Source organism: Bacteroides timonensis (assembly GCF_000513195.1).
Lineage (GTDB): Bacteria > Bacteroidota > Bacteroidia > Bacteroidales > Bacteroidaceae > Bacteroides > Bacteroides timonensis.
Genome location: NZ_CBVI010000145.1, coordinates 1 through 23163 on the forward strand (window position 1 = coordinate 1; position 23163 = coordinate 23163).

At 43.4% G+C, this 23163-nt stretch carries 21 protein-coding genes and 1 pseudogene; 15 read left to right on the top strand and 7 right to left on the bottom strand.

What is annotated here, in order from left to right; genetic code table 11:
• The first annotated feature begins 233 nt into the window (after positions 1–233).
• The 3 genes and pseudogenes from BN161_RS30750 to BN161_RS24930 all read left to right on the top strand — a co-directional run bounded on the left by BN161_RS30750 (position 234) and on the right by BN161_RS24930 (position 4244).
• A pseudogene (locus tag BN161_RS30750) lies at positions 234–1590 on the top strand (transposase).
• A gap of 778 nt (positions 1591–2368) precedes the next feature.
• Positions 2369–3679 (top strand): MPN domain-containing protein, encoded by a 1311-nt coding sequence (locus BN161_RS24925; RefSeq protein ID WP_125910924.1) that lies wholly within the window; start codon positions 2369–2371, stop codon positions 3677–3679.
• Between the two features lie 19 nt (positions 3680–3698).
• Positions 3699–4244: a DUF6705 family protein gene (locus tag BN161_RS24930; protein ID WP_044271435.1), complete on the top strand. Its 546-nt coding sequence runs from the start codon at positions 3699–3701 to the stop codon at positions 4242–4244.
• A 184-nt stretch (positions 4245–4428) separates the two neighbouring features.
• Here BN161_RS24930 and rpmH read toward each other — a convergent pair whose 3' ends face one another.
• Positions 4429–4590 (bottom strand): 50S ribosomal protein L34, encoded by a 162-nt coding sequence (gene rpmH, locus BN161_RS24935; protein ID WP_002558970.1) that lies wholly within the window; start codon positions 4588–4590, stop codon positions 4429–4431.
• Between the two features lie 189 nt (positions 4591–4779).
• On the opposite strand from rpmH, the gene efp reads away from it, so the two are divergent.
• The 8 genes from efp (at position 4780) to BN161_RS24975 (ending at position 11921) form a co-directional block, all read left to right on the top strand.
• On the top strand, positions 4780–5346 hold the full coding sequence (gene efp, locus BN161_RS24940) for an elongation factor P (protein WP_044271438.1): 567 nt from the start codon (positions 4780–4782) through the stop codon (positions 5344–5346).
• A 162-nt stretch (positions 5347–5508) separates the two neighbouring features.
• Positions 5509–6552, top strand: a complete 1044-nt coding sequence (locus BN161_RS24945) for a PDDEXK nuclease domain-containing protein (RefSeq protein WP_044271440.1) — start codon at positions 5509–5511, stop codon at positions 6550–6552.
• Positions 6553–6557: 5 nt separating this feature from the next.
• Complete coding sequence (locus tag BN161_RS24950; protein ID WP_044271444.1) at positions 6558–7547, top strand: glycosyltransferase; 990 nt, start codon at positions 6558–6560, stop codon at positions 7545–7547.
• Positions 7548–7559: 12 nt separating this feature from the next.
• Positions 7560–8246: a RadC family protein gene (gene radC / locus BN161_RS24955; protein ID WP_044271446.1), complete on the top strand. Its 687-nt coding sequence runs from the start codon at positions 7560–7562 to the stop codon at positions 8244–8246.
• A 448-nt stretch (positions 8247–8694) separates the two neighbouring features.
• Positions 8695–9006 (top strand): metal-sulfur cluster assembly factor, encoded by a 312-nt coding sequence (locus BN161_RS24960; protein ID WP_007210649.1) that lies wholly within the window; start codon positions 8695–8697, stop codon positions 9004–9006.
• A 41-nt stretch (positions 9007–9047) separates the two neighbouring features.
• On the top strand, positions 9048–9812 hold the full coding sequence (locus tag BN161_RS24965) for a UDP-2,3-diacylglucosamine diphosphatase (RefSeq protein ID WP_007217047.1): 765 nt from the start codon (positions 9048–9050) through the stop codon (positions 9810–9812).
• A 50-nt stretch (positions 9813–9862) separates the two neighbouring features.
• Positions 9863–11596 (top strand): serine hydrolase, encoded by a 1734-nt coding sequence (locus tag BN161_RS24970; protein WP_044271447.1) that lies wholly within the window; start codon positions 9863–9865, stop codon positions 11594–11596.
• 115 nt (positions 11597–11711) lie between these two features.
• Positions 11712–11921 carry a hypothetical protein gene (locus tag BN161_RS24975; RefSeq protein WP_007217045.1) on the top strand — a complete coding sequence of 70 codons (210 nt, stop codon included), beginning with the start codon at positions 11712–11714 and terminating at the stop codon, positions 11919–11921.
• An 83-nt stretch (positions 11922–12004) separates the two neighbouring features.
• Here BN161_RS24975 and BN161_RS24980 read toward each other — a convergent pair whose 3' ends face one another.
• From BN161_RS24980 to BN161_RS25005, 6 genes are all read right to left on the bottom strand, one after another.
• Complete coding sequence (locus BN161_RS24980; protein WP_044271448.1) at positions 12005–13405, bottom strand: alkaline phosphatase; 1401 nt, start codon at positions 13403–13405, stop codon at positions 12005–12007.
• Between the two features lie 182 nt (positions 13406–13587).
• Positions 13588–14790 (bottom strand): acetate kinase, encoded by a 1203-nt coding sequence (locus BN161_RS24985; RefSeq protein ID WP_044271449.1) that lies wholly within the window; start codon positions 14788–14790, stop codon positions 13588–13590.
• A gap of 23 nt (positions 14791–14813) precedes the next feature.
• The gene (gene pta / locus BN161_RS24990) at positions 14814–15830 is read right to left on the bottom strand and encodes a phosphate acetyltransferase (RefSeq protein WP_044271451.1); all 1017 of its coding nucleotides are present in this window, start codon (positions 15828–15830) and stop codon (positions 14814–14816) included.
• A gap of 130 nt (positions 15831–15960) precedes the next feature.
• Positions 15961–17508, bottom strand: coding sequence for a hypothetical protein (locus BN161_RS24995; RefSeq protein WP_044271452.1), 1548 nt, complete (start codon positions 17506–17508; stop codon positions 15961–15963).
• A gap of 40 nt (positions 17509–17548) precedes the next feature.
• On the bottom strand, positions 17549–18343 hold the full coding sequence (locus tag BN161_RS25000) for a hypothetical protein (RefSeq protein WP_044271453.1): 795 nt from the start codon (positions 18341–18343) through the stop codon (positions 17549–17551).
• A gap of 32 nt (positions 18344–18375) precedes the next feature.
• Positions 18376–19059 carry a hypothetical protein gene (locus BN161_RS25005; RefSeq protein ID WP_007210660.1) on the bottom strand — a complete coding sequence of 228 codons (684 nt, stop codon included), beginning with the start codon at positions 19057–19059 and terminating at the stop codon, positions 18376–18378.
• 307 nt (positions 19060–19366) lie between these two features.
• Between BN161_RS25005 and BN161_RS25010 the strand changes: the two genes are divergently transcribed.
• From BN161_RS25010 to BN161_RS25025, 4 genes are all read left to right on the top strand, one after another.
• Entirely contained in the window at positions 19367–19705 is a 339-nt protein-coding gene (locus BN161_RS25010; protein ID WP_007217038.1) for a CidA/LrgA family protein, read from the top strand.
• Positions 19702–20397, top strand: a complete 696-nt coding sequence (locus tag BN161_RS25015; protein WP_044271454.1) for an LrgB family protein — start codon at positions 19702–19704, stop codon at positions 20395–20397. Before BN161_RS25010 ends, BN161_RS25015 begins: the two co-directional genes overlap by 4 nt.
• A gap of 54 nt (positions 20398–20451) precedes the next feature.
• Positions 20452–21369: a DUF2156 domain-containing protein gene (locus tag BN161_RS25020; protein WP_044271456.1), complete on the top strand. Its 918-nt coding sequence runs from the start codon at positions 20452–20454 to the stop codon at positions 21367–21369.
• 77 nt (positions 21370–21446) lie between these two features.
• A complete protein-coding gene (locus BN161_RS25025) occupies positions 21447–22490 on the top strand; it encodes a GNAT family N-acetyltransferase (protein ID WP_044271458.1) in 1044 nt (347 codons plus the stop codon).
• The last annotated feature ends 673 nt before the right edge of the window (positions 22491–23163 follow it).

Sequence of the window (23163 nt, forward strand, 5' to 3'; positions counted from 1 at the left end):
GAATCAAATGCTAATTGATATTTTAGACACGTAATTTCACGGATTACACTGTTGTTTTTACTGCAACAGTGTAATCCGCGAAATCCGTGTCTAAAATGGGATATTCATTAAAAACAAAAAATAAAAGCAACTAATTCATTGCTAGTTAGTTGCCTTTTTTTTTGTATCTTTAAGCATTCCCCCAAAAAATACGGTTTGACGGCCCAAATGGGAGCAAACTAAAATAAAAACACATGGTAAAGATACAAAAAATCTCAGAAATCGAACCCACTTTAGGTTTTACTGAGTTCGATATGCTTAAAAATATCGTCAAAGTTTTGAAACGAGTGAATTAGGTCGCCTTCATACTGTTTTCCCTTTCTCGGAACTTGCCCGACAGATGCATTTGAAGGCATCTTCCCTAGGTCGTAAGAGCTACTTCTCTCCGGAAGGTAAAATAGCCCTGATGGTTCTGAAGTCCTATACCAACTTTTCAGATTCCCAGTTGATCGAACATTTGAACGGCAATATTCATTACCAGTTATTTTGTGGGGTTCAGATTGATCCTCTTCATCCGTTAACCAATACTAAAATCGTAAGTGCAATTCGTCAGGAACTGGCGGACCGCCTGGATATTGAATCCCTCCAGCTCATCCTGGCTGATCGTTGGAAGCCTTAAATTGAGAATCTTCATGTGTGTATGACTGATGCCACCTGTTATGAAAGTCATCTTCGTTTTCCTACTGATGTCAAACTCTTATGGGAAAGTATCGTATGGCTTCATCGGCTCCTATGCAAACATTGTCTGGCACTGCACATACAACGCCCCCGTAATAAGTATCTTGATGTAAGTCGTGCCTATCTTACTTATAGTAAACTACGTAAACGTAAGAAATCACATACCCGTAAGATAAAGCGAAGGCTACTTCAATTACTAGAGAAGCTACTTGGTTAGATGACTGCTCTCCACTCAGACTATAGAAACCGGCTTAACCTATCCTCTGATTACCAGAAACGTTTTTCCGTCATACAAACTGTTTTGCAGCAGGGGAATAATTTATTTGCAGGCAAAAAAGTTTCTAACCGTATCGTGAGTATTGACCGGCATTACCTTCGTCCAATTGTCAGGGGCAAAGAAATCAAAGCCGTTGAATTCGGAGCTAAAGTTAATAATATACAGATAGATGGAATCTCCTTTATAGAGCATATTTCCTTTAAAGCTTTTAATGAGGGAGTACGTTTGAAAGACTGTATCCATCTGCAACAGCAACTGACAAAGGTAAGAGTGAAAGCTGTTGCAGCGGATTCAATCTATGCCAATAATGCCAACTGGAAGTTTTGTACAAAGTATCATATAAGCACTTCATTTAAACGTAAAGGTAGGGCGGCAAAAGACGAGCCGCTTCGTAAGATCTTACGGTCAGACTCAGCCGGGAAAGAGCTACCCGGTTGGAGGGAAGTTTTGGTACACAGAAACTGTATTACTCGCTGGCCAGGATAAAAGCCAGAAACAGGAGAACAGAAATACTTTGGATTTTCTTCGGAGTACATACAGCCAATGCAGTATGTATGATTGAAAAAGTAGAAAAGAAGAAAAGCCTGGCAGCATAATCAGAACTAAAACTGCAGAAAAACGGGAGAGTTTATTAACCGCCTGTCAAAGGACACAACCATAGGCTATGATTGGGGGGAGAAGATGCAGATATGTAAATAATATTAGCTAAAAAGGGAAAAAAAGTGAGGGCTTTGAAAGAAAAAACGAAGAGAAAAGTCTATTGAAAATTACACTTCTCTCTTCACTTGGAGAAAATACGGACATTTACTGAATATCCCTAATCAATGCTATATTTTGCACCCGAAATAAAACTCAAAAACAGAGCTTTAGTCGTGATGTGTAAATAAATATGCAAATCTAAACTAAGCGGTAGCCATTTTCACAAATGAATACCGCTTAGTTCTTTCATAAATAAACAGTTATTATTATTGATAAATTATTTACTTGTTTTATTGGAAATTTACTTATTTTTATTATTTTTGTCAATGAATCGTATCCCTATTCAGATTATGTTTGGGAACATAATCTGTAATTGGATGTATTGTATATCGCTTATGATTTGACTGTGGCTATATTATGGATTGTATTTGTTTCTTATATTAAAGAATGATTTTTCAGGAAGTGTTATTGGTATCGTCTTCTATAAACAAATTTTGCAAATGAACTGAATGAGGATGTACACAATAAGTTCCCACACTTTTTATTTTAACTGTTGCATCCGGGAAACTGGCAACATAATTTTCTAATACTTATGAGAAAGAAGGTTTGGGTCTATTGCCTGTTTTCTCCGCTTCTGCTGTGGTGTTTTTATGCCTGTGTGCAGGAGACGGTTTTATGGGAAACAGTAAGGTTGACCTTTTTTTCAACGCTTTCGGTGCAGACGAAGATGTGTGTTGGATTAGTGAACAATTAAAGTTGAAAAATGATTCCTCTGATTTTGTGCCTGGCTTTGTAGGCAAATACGGTTATCCTCTCTGGAAGGAGGCATACAGGTTTCCCGAGGGAGAAAACGTGGTGTATGCCGTTCCGGTAAAAAGTGTTGTTCCTGATTCCGAGATAAACAGTATCTGGTTTTTCTCAATGGGCCAAGACTCTACAACATACAGGATATATACACGTGAAATGGCAGAGAGTATAACCGCACGGGTAGGTGGCGACGGTGTGGAGGAAACCTGGATGTTTGACTATTTTACGATTAACGCCCTACACAAGAAACCGGAAAGTGGGATATCTTTTGTATATAGTACTGCTGACACTGGAACACGAGCGGTATACGAATCATGGGAGTGCGTCCATGCTTTTGCCGGTTATGAAGGCAATGAAGCTGATTTAGGCTGGCATTGTTGGTTTACAGGATTTGTTTACTTGATGGATGCTAATTTCGACAAATTGGACGGTGGCTCTTCCGGTAGTATTGGTGGTGGTGGCGGTAATAGTGATAGTAGTAATAGTACTCCAACAGAGCCGCAAGATATAAAGCCGCAGGATCAGGACCCGGACAAAGAAGACAGGTCTCCTTGTGGTACAGCAAGTAAGTTGTCAAGTGATGCTTCATTGAGATTGAAAGTCAACAATCTGTTCAATGCTGTGCAAAACTATCGTGTAGGTGATACTGAGAACGGATGGATTAAGACTACTACTGGTGACTATATTTATCCTAATATGAAAGAAGCCGAACATCTTGGTTATGCGAATACTTCTCTGAGTGGTAAAATGATTACGGAACAGTATCACAGTCATCCCGCCGGAGCACCTTTCCCATCGTGGGCAGACTTGAAAGTATTGGCAACGAGGTATCAGCGCGGACAGATAAATGCAGCAAACTTTTCTTATGGAGTGGTAAGTAGTATGGGATGCTTCACGATGGTGATTACTTCGGAAAGTGCGTTCAGTGCGTTCGCACAAAGCGTATTGGATAACGATGCCGATTTGAGAGATAGTTATGGCAGTATGCTTAAAACAAAAACTAATGGAGTTGATTCAGCTGTTGCCAAATTTATAGATTTCTTGAAGACATCCGTTTCTGGGTTGGATGTGTTGTTTAATGAGGCATCCTATAACAGTAGCGGAAATGCTCGGTTAGGTAATTGGAAGGCCAAGGATAGCAATGGCAGTGCAAATATCTCAAATTATAATTGTAATTAATCAACTAAAAAAATAAAAAATGAAACGAATTTACATACTATTAGTTTTCACATTTATTTGTGTGACTGCATTTTCCCAAGCAAGTCATGATGCTTTCTTAGGGACATGGGTGTATCAGAAAAATGATACTATCTTTAAAATTAAACTGCAAAAAGGCGTGGTGAAAAGTCATGGAAAAGATAAGCGTACTGGTATTTTTGGAGGTTATTATCTCAGCGTAAAGGGAATAGTCAAAGAAAACTATATTAAAACATTACCAGCAACATGGGATATTTATACATTTGCACCATTGTGTAATATTTATATTGAGGCTTATAGTACAACCCCTAATTATTTAGGTTTCACTTTTTATGACCAGCGCAAATTGCACTTAAATGGTGAAGGAATACTTGGTGGAACAATGGATTTGACTGCTTCTAACAAGCTCCACTGGAAGTTAGATGAGAAGAAAGGCTTGTGGTATGCATTGGAGGGAGATTATCCGGAGGATATGCTTCCTTCTCCGGAAGAATGGGTTCCCCGCGGCTTCTCCGTTCCTGTGGATGTGATAATGACTAAGGAGTAGCAAACACTCCAAACTTTGGTTGTATTAACGGGAAGATATTACAGGGAAGGCAGCCATAAGCTGCCTTTTTGTTTGTCCCGTTTGATTCGAATCATTTAAAGCTTTATCGTCACAATAAGAAAAGCCGCAAAGCACTGTTATCAGTCCTTCGCGGCTTTCTTATTCTTTATTACAAAGAGTTTGCTTATGCTTTCACTCCGTTGTATTCGTCAGAAACAGTCAGTTTCTTGCGGCCTTTAGCACGACGTGCAGCTAATACTCTGCGACCGTTAGCGGAAGCCATTCTCTCACGGAAACCGTGTTTGTTTTTTCTCTTTCTGTTAGAGGGTTGAAATGTTCTTTTCATTACTGTATATTGTTTTATGTTATTATTTCACGTAATCGGGCTGCAAAAATAGGGACTTTTTTCAAAATAACCAAGAGTTAAGTCTTTTTCTCTCAAAACTTTTTGCGATTTTTACTGATTTCCATTACTTTTGCACCCGCAAAGCTCAGTGGAGACAATTATATAACATCTAAAATAAAAAATATTAGTATGATTAATGCCCAAGACATTAAAATCGGAACTTGCATCCGTATGGATGGCAAGCTGTACTTCTGTATTGACTTCCTGCATGTAAAGCCGGGAAAAGGTAATACCTTCATGCGTGTAAAACTGAAAGACGTAGTAAACGGTTATGTACTGGAACGTCGCTTTAACATCGGTGAAAAACTGGAAGACGTACGTGTAGAACGTCGTCCGTATCAGTTCTTATATAAAGAAGGTGAAGATTACATCTTCATGAACCAGGAAACTTTCGACCAACACCCCATTGCCCACGACCTGATCAATGGTGTTGACTTCCTGTTGGAAGGTGCTGTGCTGGAGGTAGTATCTGATGCTTCTACTGAAACAGTTCTTTATGCTGATATGCCTATAAAGGTTCAGATGAAGATTACTTATACCGAACCGGGTGTAAAGGGTGATACAGCTACAAACACGTTGAAACCTGCTACTGTAGAGTCTGGTGCAACTGTGCGTGTTCCGTTATTCATCAACGAAGGCGAAATGATTGAAATCGACACTCGTGACGGTTCTTATGTAAGCCGTGTGAAAGCATAAGCCCGTTCTCGTTACCATACATTATATAAGCTGCCTGTCAGGAGAATTAAACACTCCCGACAGGCAGTTTTTTTCTATTGCCAGTAAAAGAATACACAACTGGGAGAGATTATCGGAAAATAATGATCTATCTTTGTAAGCAATAAGCAATAGAATTGCACCATGAGTAAACTGATAAAGACAGACAACGAATATAAAGAGTGGATAGGCGAACTGAAGCAGCGTATCCGCCAGAGTCAGATTAAGGCAGCGGTAAAAGTAAATACGGAGTTATTGAAACTATACTGGAATTTGGGAGGGAACATTATTAAAAAACAAGCTGAAACGAAATGGGGAAGCGGGTTTCTCAATCAATTATCAGCAGATCTAACAGAAGCATTCCCAGACATGCAAGGTTTTTCCAAACGAAATCTGGAACTTATAAGAAAGTGGTACTTATTCTACAATGAAGAAAATTCAATTACGAAACAAGTTGTTTCGCAATTTCAGGAAGCCATATTTCAGGTTCCATGGGGACATCATATTAAAATAGTCAGTAAATGCACAAGCCTAAAAGAAGCTCAATTCTATATATACAAAATCATTGAACATGGCTGGAGCCGCAATGTTCTGCTAAATATGATAGAAAGCGGACTCTATCAACGGGAAGGTGCCTCTATTAATAATTTCTCACTACGTTTACCTTCTTCACAAAGTGATCTGGCACATGAACTAACTAAAGACCCGTATCACTTTGACTTCCTCGCTCTAAGAGAAGGATATATAGAACGAGAATTAGAAGAAGCATTAGTCAGCAATATCAGTAAATTCCTGCTAGAATTAGGAAATGGATTTGCTTATATGGGGCATCAAGTTCCAATCATCATAGGAGGGCAAGAATTCCGAATAGATATGTTATTCTACAATGTTCGCTTACGGGCATATGTGGTGATAGAACTCAAAACCGGAGAGTTTGAACCTGAATTTATCGGTAAATTAGGATTTTATGTATCCGCTGTAAACCATGAACTGCGCAAAGATGGTGATAACCCTACTATCGGATTATTAGTGTGTAAAGGCAAAAATGAAATTGTGGCACGCTACACATTAGAAAGTACAATACTACCCATCGGTATCTCTGAATATGAATTAAGTCAGCTTTACCCAAAAGATTTCAAGAGTACCCTGCCCAGCATTGAAGAAATAGAAAACGAACTAAAAGATTAAGACCTATGAGATACTCCGTCATTATTCCTGTATACAACCGTCCCGACGAAGTAGACGAACTGTTGCAAAGTCTGACCGGACAGAGTTTCAAAGACTTTGAAGTCGTGATTGTGGAAGATGGTTCCTCCATTCCCTGCAAGGAAGTAGTGGACAGATATCAGGATAAACTGGACATACACTATTACAACAAACCGAATTCCGGTCCCGGACAAACCCGTAACTATGGCGCCGAACGAAGCGCGGGGGAATACCTGATCATCCTGGATTCCGACTGCATCCTGCCCGCAGGTTATCTCGCCGCCATTGAAAAAGAACTGCAAGCCAATCCTGCCGATGCTTTCGGTGGACCGGACCGGGCTCACGAGTCTTTTACAGATATACAAAAAGCCATCAACTACTCCATGACCTCTTTCTTCACTACCGGAGGCATCCGGGGAGGAAAAAAGAAAATGGATAAGTTCTATCCGCGCAGCTTCAACATGGGTGTTAAGCGAGACGTATATGCTGCATTGGGCGGTTTTTCAAAGATGCGATTCGGAGAAGACATAGACTTCAGCATCCGGATATTTAAAGGCGGTTACCGCTGCCGGTTATTCCCCGATGCATGGGTGTATCATAAACGCCGCACGGACTTAAAGAAATTCTTCAAGCAAGTACATAATTCGGGAATTGCGCGCATCAATCTATATAAGAAATATCCGGAATCACTGAAAGTCGTCCACCTCCTGCCCGCAGCATTCACACTGGGAGTAGCGGTACTGCTGCTTGGTGCTCCTTTCTGCCTTTACAGTCTGACGCCCATCGCTTTGTATGCACTGCTGGTATGCATAGACTCTTCCATCCAGAACCGGAGCCTGCGCATCGGCATCTATTCCGTTGCCGCCTCCTTTATCCAACTCATCGGATACGGCACAGGCTTTTGGAGAGCATGGTGGAATCGCTGCATACTCGGCAAAGACGAGTTTGAGGCTTTCAAAAAGAACTTTTATAAGTGATTAGTGATTAACATGGAGAAACTGACTATCAATCAGTGGGCGGAAGAAGACCGTCCGCGGGAAAAGATGATGTTGAAGGGAGCGGAAGCCTTGAGCGACGCTGAATTGCTTGCCATCCTTATCGGTTCGGGAAACACAGAAGAAAGCGCGGTATCACTTATGCAACGGGTACTTTCCACTTGCGACAACGACCTCAATCAATTGGGTAAATGGGAAGTGCAGGACTTTTCCCGCTTCAAAGGCTTCGGTCCCGCCAAGAGCATCACCATCATGGCAGCATTGGAACTGGGTAAACGCCGCAAGCTACAGGAACGTCCGGAACGTGCCACCATCCGCTCTTCCAAAGACATCTACGAAATCTTTCACCCGCTTCTTTGCGACCTGGCACACGAAGAATTCTGGGTTTTACTCCTTAACCAGGCTTCCCGCGTCATCGACAAATCCCGCATCAGCCGCGGCGGCATCGACCAGACTACTGCCGACGTACGCAGCATCCTGCGCGAAGCCTTAATACAACGAGCCACGCAAATAGCTCTGATACACAATCATCCTTCCGGCAGCCCACGCCCCAGCACAGACGATCAACGCCTGACGCAACTTGTCCAAAAAGGCGCTCAGACAATGAACATCCGTCTCATCGACCACGTTATTGTAACAGACGGAAAGTATTACAGCTTTAACGATGAAGGAATGATTTAAGTGGCAAGTAGCCCCGGTAGCTTACCGCCATAGCCCAGCAACAACCTGAACATTAAGAGAAAAGACAGAGAACATGAAAGGAAGTCATCCGTATCTTCCTTACCTCCCATGCAAAAGATGGCATCTTTTGCAACGAAAGGTGGCATCTTTCACATCAAAAGATGGCATGTTTTGCTACAAAAGATGGCATCTTTTGCATCACATCTAAGGAAGATTCAGATGAAAGGTAGTAATGTTTGATGTAAAAGGTAGTAATGCGCTTGATAAAAGCTCTTAATATTCGAGTTGCAGAGTGCCTGTGACAGGCTTTTTCAAAACCCGTTCCTTTGTAGTTTCAATTTATTTCTTTAGCTTTGCTTCACGAAGACGAGTTGCATCAGCATAATGCAAATAAATTTGCTTCTGCTTCCGGTTTCAACTATCTTTGCCTAACTAAAATGAAACGAATATGACTAAGTTTGAAATAGAAGAAAAAATAGTAGCGATGCTCAAAACCGTATTCGACCCGGAAATCCCGGTAAACGTATACGATCTGGGACTTATCTACAAAATAGATGTCTCCGACAGTGGAGAAGTAAATATTGATATGACCTTGACAGCCCCCAACTGTCCGGCAGCCGACTTCATCATGGAAGACGTGCGCCAGAAAGTGGAATCAGTTGACGGTGTATCTGCCGCTACCATCAATCTGGTGTTCGAACCGGAATGGGACAAGGACATGATGAGCGAAGAAGCCAAACTGGAACTGGGATTCCTGTAATTTGCAATTAGTAATTTGTAATTCACCAGAGTAGCACGGTTATGAAGAATGTATATTTCCTTTCGGACGCACACCTCGGCTCACGTGCCATCGAACACGGGCGTACACAAGAGCGACGCCTCGTTAATTTCCTCGACAGTATCAAGCACAAGGCTTCTGCCGTATACTTACTGGGAGACATGTTCGACTTCTGGTATGAATTCAAGACCGTTGTGCCGAAAGGATATACCCGTTTTCTGGGAAAGCTGTCCGAACTGACGGACATAGGAGTGGAAGTGCATTTCTTCACAGGTAACCATGATATTTGGTGCGGCGACTATCTAACCCGCGAGTGCGGCGTCATCATGCACCGCGAACCGCTCACCACGGAAATATACGGCAAAGAGTTCTACCTTGCCCACGGCGATGGTTTGGGCGACCCCGACAAGAAGTTCAAATTTCTACGCTCCATGTTTCACAGCGAATTCCTGCAAACCCTTTTCTCCGCCATACACCCTCGTTGGAGTATGGAGTTAGGACTGAATTGGGCAAAACATAGCCGTCTGAAACGTGTGGACGGCAAAGAGCCCGACTATATGGGTGAAGACAAAGAATTCCTGGTGCTCTACACCAAGGAATACTTGAAAAGTCACCCGAATATCAATTACTTCATCTACGGACACCGCCACATCGAACTGGACCTGATGTTGAGCGCCACCGCCCGTGTCACCATATTGGGAGACTGGATTAATTATTTCTCCTACGCCGTATTCGACGGTGAGAACCTCTTCCTTGAGAACTTTATTGAAGGAGAAACCAAACTATAATCCATCCCGGAAGCCCCCCCTTAAAGCGCCAACCAACCGCCCAATCTGATATGAACCTTTTAAGACTGAAACACCTTTTCGCCGGATGTTTGCTTGCCGCAAGTACCCTTCCGGCATGGGGACAATCCGCCCCTACCCTTGCTATCCGCATCGACGACCTTGGAGCTTTCCATTCCGTCAATGAGGCTTGTATTCAAACTTATCAGTCGGGCATCGCCCGCTCGGTAGAAGTGATGCCTGTAGCCGCCTGGTATCCGGAAGCCGTTCGTCTGCTGAAAGAAAATCCGGGATTGGATGCCGGACTGCATTTAGTCATTACCAGCGAATGGGAAAATGTAAAATGGCGTCCCCTGACGCATTGTCCCAGCCTGACGGACGAGAACGGATATTTTTATCCGATGATGGGGGCTAATCCGGCCTATCCGGGACAGTCGGTTATGGAAAACAAATGGGATATAAAAGAGGTGGAGCAAGAATTCCGTGCACAGATAGAAATGGCACTGAAGAACATTCCCCAACTCAGCCACATGACAGGGCACATGCTGTCCACCGGATTCACGAAAGAAGTGAATGAATTGGTGTTGCGACTGGCAAAGGAGTACAACCTCCCTTCCATTGACCGCATGGGTTCACCCGAAGATTACCGGTTCACCTATATCGGATATGATGGTCCGAGCCGAACATCGGCTGAAAAAGAAGAGAGCTTCATCCATTCCCTCAATAAACTGGAAGCTGGTAAACGGTATCTGTTCCTCGACCATCCGGCACTGGATAACGAAGAAATGAGAACCGTCTTTCATATCGGCTACGAACAAGTAGCACTCGACCGGCAAGGAGTGACAGACCTCCTCACCAGCCCGCGCGTAAAGCAAGTTATTGAAGATAAAGGCATCAAACTAATTTCCATCAACCAGTTGACAAAAGGACTTCCACGTAGCACTGCCTCTAAAAAACTGGAGAAAGCTATGGAGAAATATCTGGATGCAGTGCAGAAAGCTAACCAGGACCTTCACAGCATCATGATAGTGCAACATGGCGACGTGCTTGCCGAAAAGTGGATAGGTGAAGGGAAAGAAGATGAGCCGCACATTCTGAACTCTGTCAGTAAGACATTTACCGCCTCGGCTGTAGGATTCCTCATTTCAGAGGGAAGGCTAAATCTGACGGATAAAGTAATCTCTTTCTTCCCGGATAAGCTACCCGCAAACGTCAGTGAAAACCTAAAAGCCATGACTATCCGCGACTTGCTGACTATGACTTGCGGACATGATACAGCCCCGAGCGTCAATACCCAGCAGGCTACTGAAACTCCCGCCAAGGATTGGGTGGAGCTGTTCCTCGCTCATCCCGTAGAACATAAGCCGGGCACTTTCTTTGCTAATAACAGTCTCGGAACCTATATGCTTTCCGCCATTGTGCAGAAAGTGACCGGAGAAAAGTTAGTGGATTATTTATATCCACGACTGTTCCGTCCACTGGGCATCGTCAATGTAAAGTGGCAGGAAAGCCCGCAAGGAATCAATTGCGGCGGCTGGGGACTATACCTCAAAACCGAAGACCTTGCCAAGATGGGACAACTCTTCCTGCAAAAAGGGAAGTGGAATGGTCGGCAAGTACTGTCGGAAGAATGGGTTGCCGAAGCTTCCGCCCGTGCCGATGGGGCCAACGGACAATATATCCTCGTAATTCCTGAAAAAGATGCCGTTATTGCCGTTACAGCACATATCGGAGACATGCAGGCTGAACCGGATCTAATCTGGAAATACCTGCTCCCGGCACTGTAAACAGATGCTTCGTCTATTTAATCTTCTGTAAATGACCACAAGAAAAGGGAAATGTACAAAACCTTTTTCACCATAACCTTGTAATATATCCATAAACCATTTAAAATATACAGTCATGGATGATTTGATTTACAGAAACAATGCGATTGCCGAAGAGAATATCGACCCGCATGGTCGTCCGGCAAAGGATGAATTTGAAGAATTCAGCGAGGAGGTTTCCGAACATACGGACCTTGGATACAAGGAACAGAAAGTAAAGTCCGCAAAGGACCGTAAGAAACGTCTCAAAGAAATGGACGAAATAGTCAAGGAAGAAATAAAGTAGTTACGAGATACAAGCTACGAGCTACAAGTGGCTGCGCAATTATACCGCATGGCACTTGTAGCTCGTCGCTCGTAGCTGGTAGCTTATTTGTATCCCGCAACTTTTGCTATACGTTTCGGGATTTCCGTATTATCATACTTACCGGCAAATTCCTTAGAACCTGCACCTACTGCATATACCGGCACATACTCCGCTGTGTGGCTGCCACTTGTCCAGCCTATCATGGCAATTTGGCTCATCACTTTTCTTGCGGTAGCAGCCAGCGGTTCAGTTTTCGAATAAAGAGTTTCTTCGAACACAACCTTATTCTTTACGAAGGATTGCTCAAATTCATCACGCAACATCTTCTCCTGTTCCCAAGTCAAAGGCAATTCTTTCCAGAAACCCATCTTTTCTACCAACAGAGCCTTGGCATCTTCCCAAGTTACATTATGACCTTTGGCTTTGCGCAAATCCGTGATAGCAGTAGAAAGTAAATCCTGAGACTGTTTCTGGTTCTTCAGAGCCTTCAAATGTAATTCATACTTGCCTGTACCCAATCCCAAGCCACCGGTTTCATGGTCGGCAGTTACTACAATCAGAGTTTCTTTCGGATGTTTTTTATAAAACTCATAAGCCACTTTAATGGCATTGTCCATATCAATCACTTCCTCGAACACTGTGGCAGGGTCGTTGCTATGGCAAGCCCAGTCGATCTTCCCACCTTCCACCATCAGGAAGAAGCCCTTGTTCTTGCCTTTGGTCAGGAAAGAAACAGCGCTTTCTGTGATTTCAGCGAGGGTCATATCGCCGTCTTTACGATCAATGGAATAAGGCAGACAAGAAGGATTAGCACCGTCTTTCTGAATAAGAATCATCTTATCAGCCTGGGTGGACTTAACCTTAAAGTCATCAATACCTTTCGCAATGGTATAACCGGCCTCCTCAATGATCGGGAAAATGCTCGGAGCTTCTTTCTTATCAGCGGTAGTAGTAGGCTTCAGAAAACCACCACCTGCATAGAAGTCAAAGTTAGCCTTCGGTAAGTCAAGGGCTATTTCGTAATACATGTTACGGTTAGGCTGATGAGCATAGAAAGCGGCAGGAGTAGCATGGTCCACACTGACACTGGTAGTTACACCGACTTTCTTCCCAGCTTTCTTAGCTTTTTCGGCAACCGTTTGAATCACATTCTTCTGGTCGTCCATACCGATGGCACCGTTATACGTCTTCACTCCGGTAGCCAATGCAGTTCCGGCAGCGGAAGAGTCCGTAACCGAATTAGTGGCAGAGAAAGTAGTGGCAACACCTACAGCCGGAAACTGAGTGAACAGCAACGGCGTCACGCCAATGCGTCCCTCCTGTTCAGCCAGGTACATTTCCGTACCGTTTACCTGGTTTACTCCCATTCCATCACCGATGAAATAGAATACATACTTTGCCTGTTGCGCATACGTCACACCTGTCAACAGGACAAAGAGCAATACATACATGAATCGTTTCATAAGTTGGTATATTTAACGTAGTTTGAATAAATGTCGTTTTCTCTTAAATGACAAACAAAGATAAGGAATTTAACTCAGTACCGGAGCAGATATTGTTAAAAAAATAAAGCCGGAAGGCAATCCGCATTGCTTCCGGCATTATTGTTACATCGCAATTGCGATGCTATCTACTCTAAAAAGGATTATTTCTTGTTCAGGATAGCCATTGTATCCGAAGCAATCATCAGTTCTTCATCAGTCGGGATTACTACAACTTTCACCTTAGAATCTTCAGCAGAAATCACAGCTTCTTCGCCACGTACCTTGTTCTTCTCCAGATCCAGCTTCACGCCCATGTATTCCAAACCTTCGCATGCACCGGAACGGCAAGAAGCCTGATTTTCGCCTACACCACCGGTAAATACGATGATGTCTACGCCACCCAAAGCTGCAGCATAAGCGCCGATATACTTTTTGATACGGTAGAAATACATCTTTTCGGCCAGGTCGGCCATTTTATTGTTACCGGCAGCAACGGCAGCCTCCAATTCGCGCATGTCGCTGGATACACCGAAGATACCCATTACACCGCTCTTCTTATTCAGCAAGTCGGATACACCGGTAGCAGTCAGGTTCTCTTTTTCCATGATGAAAGTCACAGCACCGGCATCAATGTCACCGCTACGGGTACCCATCATCAGACCTTCCAGCGGAGTCAATCCCATGCTGGTATCTATGCTCTTACCATCTTTGACGGCAGTGATAGAACCACCGTTACCAATGTGGCAAGTGATAATCTTCTTTCCTTCCGGACTCACTCCCAGATACTCACACACGCGTTGTGAAACATAACGGTGAGAAGTTCCGTGGAAACCGTAACGACGTACACCATATTTCTTATACAATTCGTAAGGAATAGCATAGAGGTAAGCATAGTCCGGCATAGTTTGATGGAACGCTGTATCGAATACACCGATTTGCGGCACATTCGGTAATATGGCAGAGATAGCGTTTACGCCTTTCAGGTTAGCAGGATTGTGAAGCGGAGCCAGGTCGTTGCAAGCCGTGAAAGCATCCAGGACTTCCTGTGTCAGCAACACAGATTCACTGAATTTCTCACCACCATGCACCATACGATGACCTACTGCGTTGATTTCATTCAAAGATTTGATAGCGCCAAATTCAGGGCTGGTCAGTGTATCCAGAATAAATTCCACACCTACGGTATGTTCGGGAATATCTTTCTCCAGAACTTTCTTTTCTCCGTTAGGTAAAGTAAACTTCAGGAAAGAGCCCTGAAGACCTATTTTTTCGATACCACCCTGTGCGATCACTTCTTTATGATCCATATCAAACAACTTGTATTTGATGGATGAGCTACCGCAGTTCAATACTAAAACTTTCATTATTATATACTCAGATTTAATGGTTATTTTTGATTCTTTGCTGCAATAGCCTGGTTGGCAGTAATTGCAATCATGCGATAAACATCTTCGATGGAGCAACCGCGTGAAAGGTCGTTCACCGGACGGGCAATACCCTGCAAGATGGGACCTACCGCATCTGCATGGCCTAAACGCTGTACCAATTTATAGGAAATATTACCAACCTCAAGACTCGGCACAATCAGCACATTTGCATTTCCTGCAATTGCAGAACCCGGAGCCTTGCTGGCACCTACTTCCGGAACCAATGCGGCATCAGCCTGCAATTCACCGTCGAGAGCCAAGTCGGGATCCATCTCATGTGCAATCTTTACAGCCTCAATCACTTTATCCACAACTTCGTGTTTAGCAGAGCCTTTGGTTGAGAAGCTGAGCATTGCCACTTTCGGTTCCATACCTACTACAGACTTAGCCGTGCGAGCTGTACAAACAGCAATCTGCGCCAACTGTTCTGCATCGGGTACCGGAGTCACGGCTACATCACCCATTACCAAAATACCGTTCTTTCCATATTCGGGAGCATGTGTCAACAACAACATCGCACCGGATACACAAGTAATGCCCGGAGTGGTCTTAATGATTTGCAATGCCGGACGAAGTACATCGCCTGTGGTATTGCGTGCACCTGCCAACTGACCGTCAGCATCACCATTCTTAATAATCAGACAACCCAGATAGAGTGGATTAACTACCAACTTACGAGCTTCTTCGATAGTCATGCCTTTTTTCTTGCGAAGTTCACACAGCAATTGCGCATACTCCTCTTTCTTCGGATGATTCTCCGGATCAATGATTGTAGCCTTGCTGATGTTTCCAAGTCCCCATTCCGTTGCACAAGCATTAATTTCATCCGGATTACCCAGAAGAATCAAGTCAGCAACTCCGTCTGTCAAAATTTGATTGGCAGCTTTCAAGGTGCGTTCTTCCGTTCCTTCAGGAAGAACAATACGTTGGCGGTCGGCTTTCGCACGCTCAACGATTTCATTAATTAATCTCTGCATATATATAAATTGTGTATAAAAATCCAGTAGACGTGTTATTCACGCCGCAAAAGTACACAATTTTGCAATATCAACATTGCAATTCGGGGCATTTTTATGCCCCGAACTACAATTATTATAATATTTAACACTAACGGATGATTTCTGGAGCCACTTGTTTGTACTGGTCCATGCAGGCACCGATGGGTGCTCCTATATAGGTGGGATCGCAAATCAGATATTTACTGCCGTCATCCAGTACCACATAGTCCCCCGGAATGTCCTCGGTAAAGCGGACAGCCGAAGCAATATGGTTAGGATAATCCAGCAAGATAGTGTCCAAACCAAGCAAGTCTCTCACTAAAGTAGAGTAAAGCATTGCGCGGTCTTCACAGTCACAATAAGGATAATAGAATGTCTCGTCCGGGAAGTTTGGCTTTTCAAAACCGAATTGTTCTCCGTCCGTCATGTACTCAAAAGCAGTCTGCACAAAGTTGAGCAGAATATTGGCAGCCTCTTTCTGCGATTTACCGGCAATAGCGGTTTTCAGTTGCGGATAAAGGGAAGCACGCAGTTCCTCACTCATCGGCGTTTTATAGTGAATCACGACATCACACTGCGGGTAATCGTAGTAAAAGTCTATCAGATTCTTATTCACCTGTGTCTGTACTTTCACAGCACCTGTAGAAGAAGTCAGGCTCTTTTCATGCTCATTCATGGAAAAAGCGGGAACACCCTCTATATTCAGGCATACCAGATTCTTAGCATTGGCAAAGTCCTGACGATAGGTATAAATCCCCATCGAGCCTCCCGGTGTAGGTTCAAACACATAGTACTTATTGCCGCTTATAGTAAGATAAGGTGTACCGTAAATAGTACCGGCAGGTGCAACCATTAGCTTCAACTGGTCGTCAATCTTGGCAAGGCGTACCTTATACCCGGATTTATTCAGAAGAAACATCTGCAAGAATACAATATTATTCGTATTCCCGGCACCGTATAGTTGTGTTCCAATCTGTTTCGTAAACAACAGATAGGCCCAGTCGCTCAGGTTCTTCTCCTTCTTGATGGTCATACAATCCTTCACCATCTGCTCGTAATCCCTCTTACAAATAGCTTTCCAGGCATCCGCCACATCGGACTCACGGTTACCTTTCAGAGAAAGATCGTCCGCAGCTTCCAGAGCAACTTCAAAAGAAGTACCGTAAAATTCTACAGGAGTGCGATACACCGTACTCCCCGGTTTTACGGGAGGAACTTCGACCAGCACAGGAGTATAAGGCTTACCCGGCACATATACGCCCGGAGCAGGTTTATCCGCAATGGCAGGCAGGTCAGGACGTTTCACATCCACCGGAACCTTATCACCCATACTGGGCACAGGAGCATCCGGCACCTTCGGAGCAGCAGGTTTAATATTCACCGGCGGCATCGTCGGCTTTGTCTTGTCAAACTCTACCGGTTTGGGTGGTTCGGGACGTTCAGGAGCCGGAATCGCAGCAAATGCTTCATACTTCTGCCACGTTTCCCGCAAGAAGGTTTCAAACTCCGCGTCCGCCTTATTCTTGAAATCTTCAAACTCTTGTTGTTGCTGCTTTGCGAAATCATCGAATTCTTTCTCAATGTCTTGCGCACACAAGTGTGCCGCCGACAAAAAGAAGGCAACTAAAGCAGCAGAAAAACACTTCATCTTATTCATCTGTACAATAGATTTAGAGAAGTTAAAATAAAAACATGTATTACTTGATAAGTATCATGTCGTAGAAGGCACAACGCTTGTCATTAGGAATGGAGTATACCCACTTCAACACATTCTGATAAGTCACCTCGTCCGTAAAAGGAATGTTTTCCTTGGTAGCCACCATCATCATGTTGATTTTCTCACTCTCTTTTCCTTGCTTTTCCATGCGGTAGTCCACCGCATTGCTGAAAGGAATACTGTACTCCTTTTCGGCCTGCAACAAGGTGTTGGGCTCGTAAGTATTAGGGTAGAGCAATGCACCGCCGGTACTGTCAAACCAGAAAAATTTCAGATAAGAGTCTGTGCCGTGCACTTTCAGCGTACAGGTAAACACATCTCCTTCTTTATATAAATTCGCTACGCCCTTCACTTCCAGAGCATACGACTTATCCACTTTTTCTTCTTTCTGCACAACGGCATCGATAGTTACCACTTTATACAGGCTACGGGTATTCGTATCCCACACCTCCTCTACTTTCTTGTTGGTAACATTCACCATTCCCCCAATCGCAAGTACGTTCATCTGTGAATATGCCTCGTGAAACTCCGTGCCGCTCTCCTGGGAAATCTGTCCGAATACGGACCACACATTCTCCATGACACCGGCTTTGCGTAAGGCTTCTTTCTTCGCTTCCATAAAGGCGCGTTCTTCCGCTTCTTTCAGCGTGATTTCCTCACTCACTTGCCAGCGCCCCTGCGCACCCTTCACCTTTACGGGATTCTGGGCGTGCAGCGGAGCAGCTATTGTACATATCACAAGGAATATCCACCCAATCAGGTTGTTCCTATTCATTCACCATCTGTTTTTAAGAAAAATGGAATTAATTAATAGCCCAGTTTATCCAACTGTTTTGCCAGTTCTTCTGACTTGGCAGCCAGTTCTTTACGGATAGCCTGAACAGCAGCCTGGTTAGCAGATTGCATGCTGTAGCCGATGGTAACCATTACTTCCACATTCTTGTTAGGTAAAGTTTTGTATACTTCTACCAAAGGAATCGTACGCCCCAGTGTAGCAGAAATTACACTCTTGCTGGAAGCAACTACGCTTGACAAGCTGGCAGCTTCTTCCTGCCCCATGTCGTCATTAGCAACTTTCGCTTCGATCAATTGAGATACTTTGGTCTGAATCTGGCCTGCCAGGTCTATTTTTGCAGCATTGGTAGCCTGCAAGGCAGCAGCCGACTGATTTCCACCTACCGCTCTGGAAGAAGCGATGTACCAATACGGATTACCTTCAGTATCCAATTCCGCTTGTTTTTCCCAAGCTGTTTCCAATTGCTTGGCCAGAGGCAGTTTTCCTACCGGAGTCTTAAAACCTTCTTTTTCCAGTTTCTTGGCTTCTTTGCGAGCTTCTTTGATAGCTTTCTTCTGCAATTCCTTATCCAATACTTTTTCCTGCTTTTTCAGGTCTTTATAGGCCTTACCAGTAGCTTTTTCCTGTGCATTCACATTTACACAAAACATCATAACAAACGCTACTAAAGCGCTAATAAATAAACTCTTTTTCATGTTCTTCCTGTTTAAAAGATTAATATTTCTCTTGAAACTTTATATACAATCGTTATCGCAAAAATAGGCAAATATTTCTAATAATATCCATATCACGTCTTTTTTTTCATTGCCCTGAAACAAATGGAAATAAATATCACGGGAAACAGTGACAGCCAAACTACAAAATGCCTAACTTTGCAGCGTTTTCAGTAAACAATTCAGCTTCTGATTAGTTATTAGGAGAGTTTCAGCGAAGTGACAGTTCCTTTAATTCCTTTCAGCCAAAGGAAGTTGAGTTTAATAATAATAAATAGGTAATAGTAGTATGATTCGTCAATGCGCCATCCTTTTCGGATGCCTGGCTTTGGGTGAATTGATTGTTTTTCTTACGGATATCAAGCTTCCGTCCAGCATCGTAGGTATGCTGTTGCTCACCCTTTTTCTGAAATTGGGTTGGATTAAACTGCAATGGGTGCAGGGATTGTCCGACTTCCTGGTTGCTAATTTGGGATTTTTCTTTGTTCCTCCCGGTGTAGCCCTCATGCTTTATTTTGACATTATCGCTGCCCAGTTTTGGCCGATAGTCATAGCTTCTTTAGTTAGCACCCTGCTGGTTTTAGTCGTTACAGGGTGGGTTCATCAATTAGCACGCAAAATCAAATGAGTTACTTAGACAACGAATTCTTCTTGTTAGCCGTCACCTTCGGCGTGTTTTTCTTTTCAAAACTGTTGCAAAAGAAAACCGGTGTTTTATTGCTTAATCCCATTTTGCTGACTATCGCCATCCTAATTATCTTTCTGAAAATGGCGCATATCAGTTACGAAACCTACAACAAAGGCGGATATCTCATTGAATTCTGGCTGAAACCGGCAGTAGTAGCCCTTGGAGTACCTCTGTATTTACAGTTGGAGGCCATAAAAAAGCAATTGGTCCCCATCCTGCTTTCACAACTGGCGGGTTGCATCATCGGAGTAGTTTCTGTAGTGGTGATTGCCAAACTGATGGGAGCGCCCCAAGAGATAATCTATTCATTGGCACCCAAATCTGTCACTACTCCCATTGCTATGGAAGTGGCAGATACACTAGGTGGAATTCCTGCACTGACAGCTGCCGTGGTGGTTTGCGTCGGTTTGCTGGGTAGTATTGTCGGAATAAAAACCCTGAAACTAACGCGTATTAAGAGCCCTATTGCCCAAGGATTATCCCTGGGAGCTGCCGCCCATGCCGTGGGAACTTCCACCGCTATGGATATCAGCAGCAAATACGGAGCCTACGCCAGTCTCGGACTTACGCTGAATGGCATTTTCACCGCCCTGCTCACACCAACTATTTTGCGATTATTAGGGTTGCTATAACAATTTCTCCTTATCTTTGTTATTCTTTATATTCAAACTAACGAAAACAACGATATGATATCATTTAAAGACATCGAACTTAAAGATAAAGAACTCATTACATCTTATACACAGCATAGTCCCCGACGTAACTGTGATCTTTCATTCTCCAATCTCTGTAGCTGGCGTTTCCTTTACGACACCCAATTTGCAGTACAGGACGGCTTCCTGATACTGAAATTCTGGGCAGGAGAGAAACTGGTATACATGATGCCCGTCGGAAGTGGAGATTTAAAGAAAGTGCTGGAGGACATGATAGAAGATGCCAACCGGGAAGGTGAACGCTTCTGTATGCTCGGAGTATGTGCAGGTATGCGGGCGGATTTGGAAGCCATCATGCCGGATAAGTTTCACTTTGAAGCGGACAGGGATTATGCCGATTACCTGTATCTTCGGACCGACCTTGCCACATTAGCCGGTAAGAAATTCCAAGCCAAACGGAACCACCTCAATAAGTTCCGCCGGACCTATACCAATTATGAATATGTTCCTCTCACTTCCAACCGTATACAGGAATGTCTCGATCTGGAAGCCGAATGGTGCAAAGTGAACAACTGCGACCAGCACGAAGGTACGGGTAACGAACGTCGTGCCCTTATCTATGCGCTGCATAACTTCGATGCCCTTGGTCTGACAGGAGGTATTCTTCATGTAGATGGTAAAATTGTAGCTTTCACTTTTGGTATGCCCATCAACCAGGATACTTTCGGCGTGCATGTGGAAAAAGCAGATACCACGATTGATGGTGCCTACACCATGATAAATTATGAATTTGCCAACCATATCCCCGAGCAATATACCTATGTTAACCGGGAAGAAGATTTGGGCATCGAAGGACTACGCAAAGCCAAACTATCCTACCAGCCGGTAATTATTCTGGAGAAATATATGGCTTGTCTGAAAGATACCCCTGTAGATCCGGTGAAATGGTAAGATTCTTTAAAGCAGTTAATAGCAAGTAATAAATAGTCAAATAAAAATTGTAAGCATTTGGATAGGAGATAGAAATAATGCGTGAAAAGGTAAAGAAGCTGTGGAAGCTTTGTTTTAGCGATAATGACGAGTTTGTAGATATGTACTTTAACCTTCGCTACAACAGTGAAGTGAATGTTGCCATCGAAAGTGGTGATGAAGTCATTGCCGCTTTACAGATGATTCCCTATCCGATTACTTTTCATGGCAATAGCGTACCAACCGCATATATTTCGGGTGCTTGCACTCACCCCGATTACCGCAGCCGGGGCGTTATGCGAGAATTGTTGTCCCAGGCATTCGGGCGCATGTATCGTAATAATATTGCATTTACCACTCTCATTCCTGCCGAACCTTGGTTATTTGGCTATTACGCACGTGTAGGTTACACAACAGCCTTCCGTTACGGTAAACGCACATTTCATTTACCAACCAGTGAAACGGATACTTCTTCTCTCACTTCATCTGCCAAAACAGGCTGGTGTTTTCAGGCTTACACAGACTATGATGAAGATGTCTACCAATATATGAATCGTAAAATGCAGGAACGTCCTTGCTGTCTGCAACATACAAAAGCTGACTTCCACGTCATACTGGCCGACCTCAACCTAAGTCGCGGATGTATTTTCACTCTTTCGGATGAATTTGGAATCGCCGCTCTTGCCATCGTATATTCCGATGAAGAAGCTTCTAAACTGTTTATAAATGAATTGTTTGCAGATACTCCCGAAGCAGAACGTTTGCTACTCACCCGCATTTGCCAAGACATGCAGACTGAAAGCCTCGACATCATCATGCCCCCTATTAAAAATCAATCAGCTTTCGATCTGGGCATGATACGTATCATTCAAGCCAAACCTGTACTGCAACTTTATGCAGCCGCACATCCTGAAGAGGAAATGAACATTGACCTCATTGATAACGAACTTTCAGCCAATAACGGTTATTATTATCTGAATAAAGGGAAATGTATGTATAGCCACAAACGACTTCCGGGTGCACACGAGCGACTAACCATCGGGCAATTAACAGAAAAAGTATTTGCTTCGGAACGAGCATATATGAGTTTAATGCTAAACTGACAGGGATTTCCGTTCCCATTAAGGGAAACGATCGTTCCCATTAAGAGAAACGGCCGTTCCCACGAAAGGAAACTGACGTACCATCATAGGGAACAAACTTCATATCTGTAGAACCGGTAGCAGCGTATTCGTCCTAGAGCAATGAAAGCCCATAGTATGCAGACAAAAACAGAGTATTCGCACCAATATCAGCCATAAAAGTAAAAAGTTATATTACAGTCTGATAATGAATACATTAATCGACTGTTTTGTAAAGAAACTGAATAAAAACAGTGACGACAAAACACTTGTCAGCACTTACCGTCACTGTTATCAGCACTGATAACATGCTATATATCTGCCTCTTACTTCAAGAGTGACGAAGTGCTGACAAATATATAAAAAAACTCCTATGAGAACTGAACAGAAAAAGATGCCACAGGATATTCGCTCAATAAATTGAACACGCGGCTTTTGCCTCAAAACGGAACGGTTATAAACTAATCCCGCCAACCGGTAAAAACAGTAATTTAGTTACTTTTATCTGTAATCTGTATACGACGTTTACGGAATATCTTCGGTAATTTTGCATTGTAAATGAAGCGAATGCAGAATCCCATAAATATTAATTTAATAAAGAAGTAATATGAAAAAGCTATCATCATTTTCGGCTAAATTATCCAAAAGTTTGGAT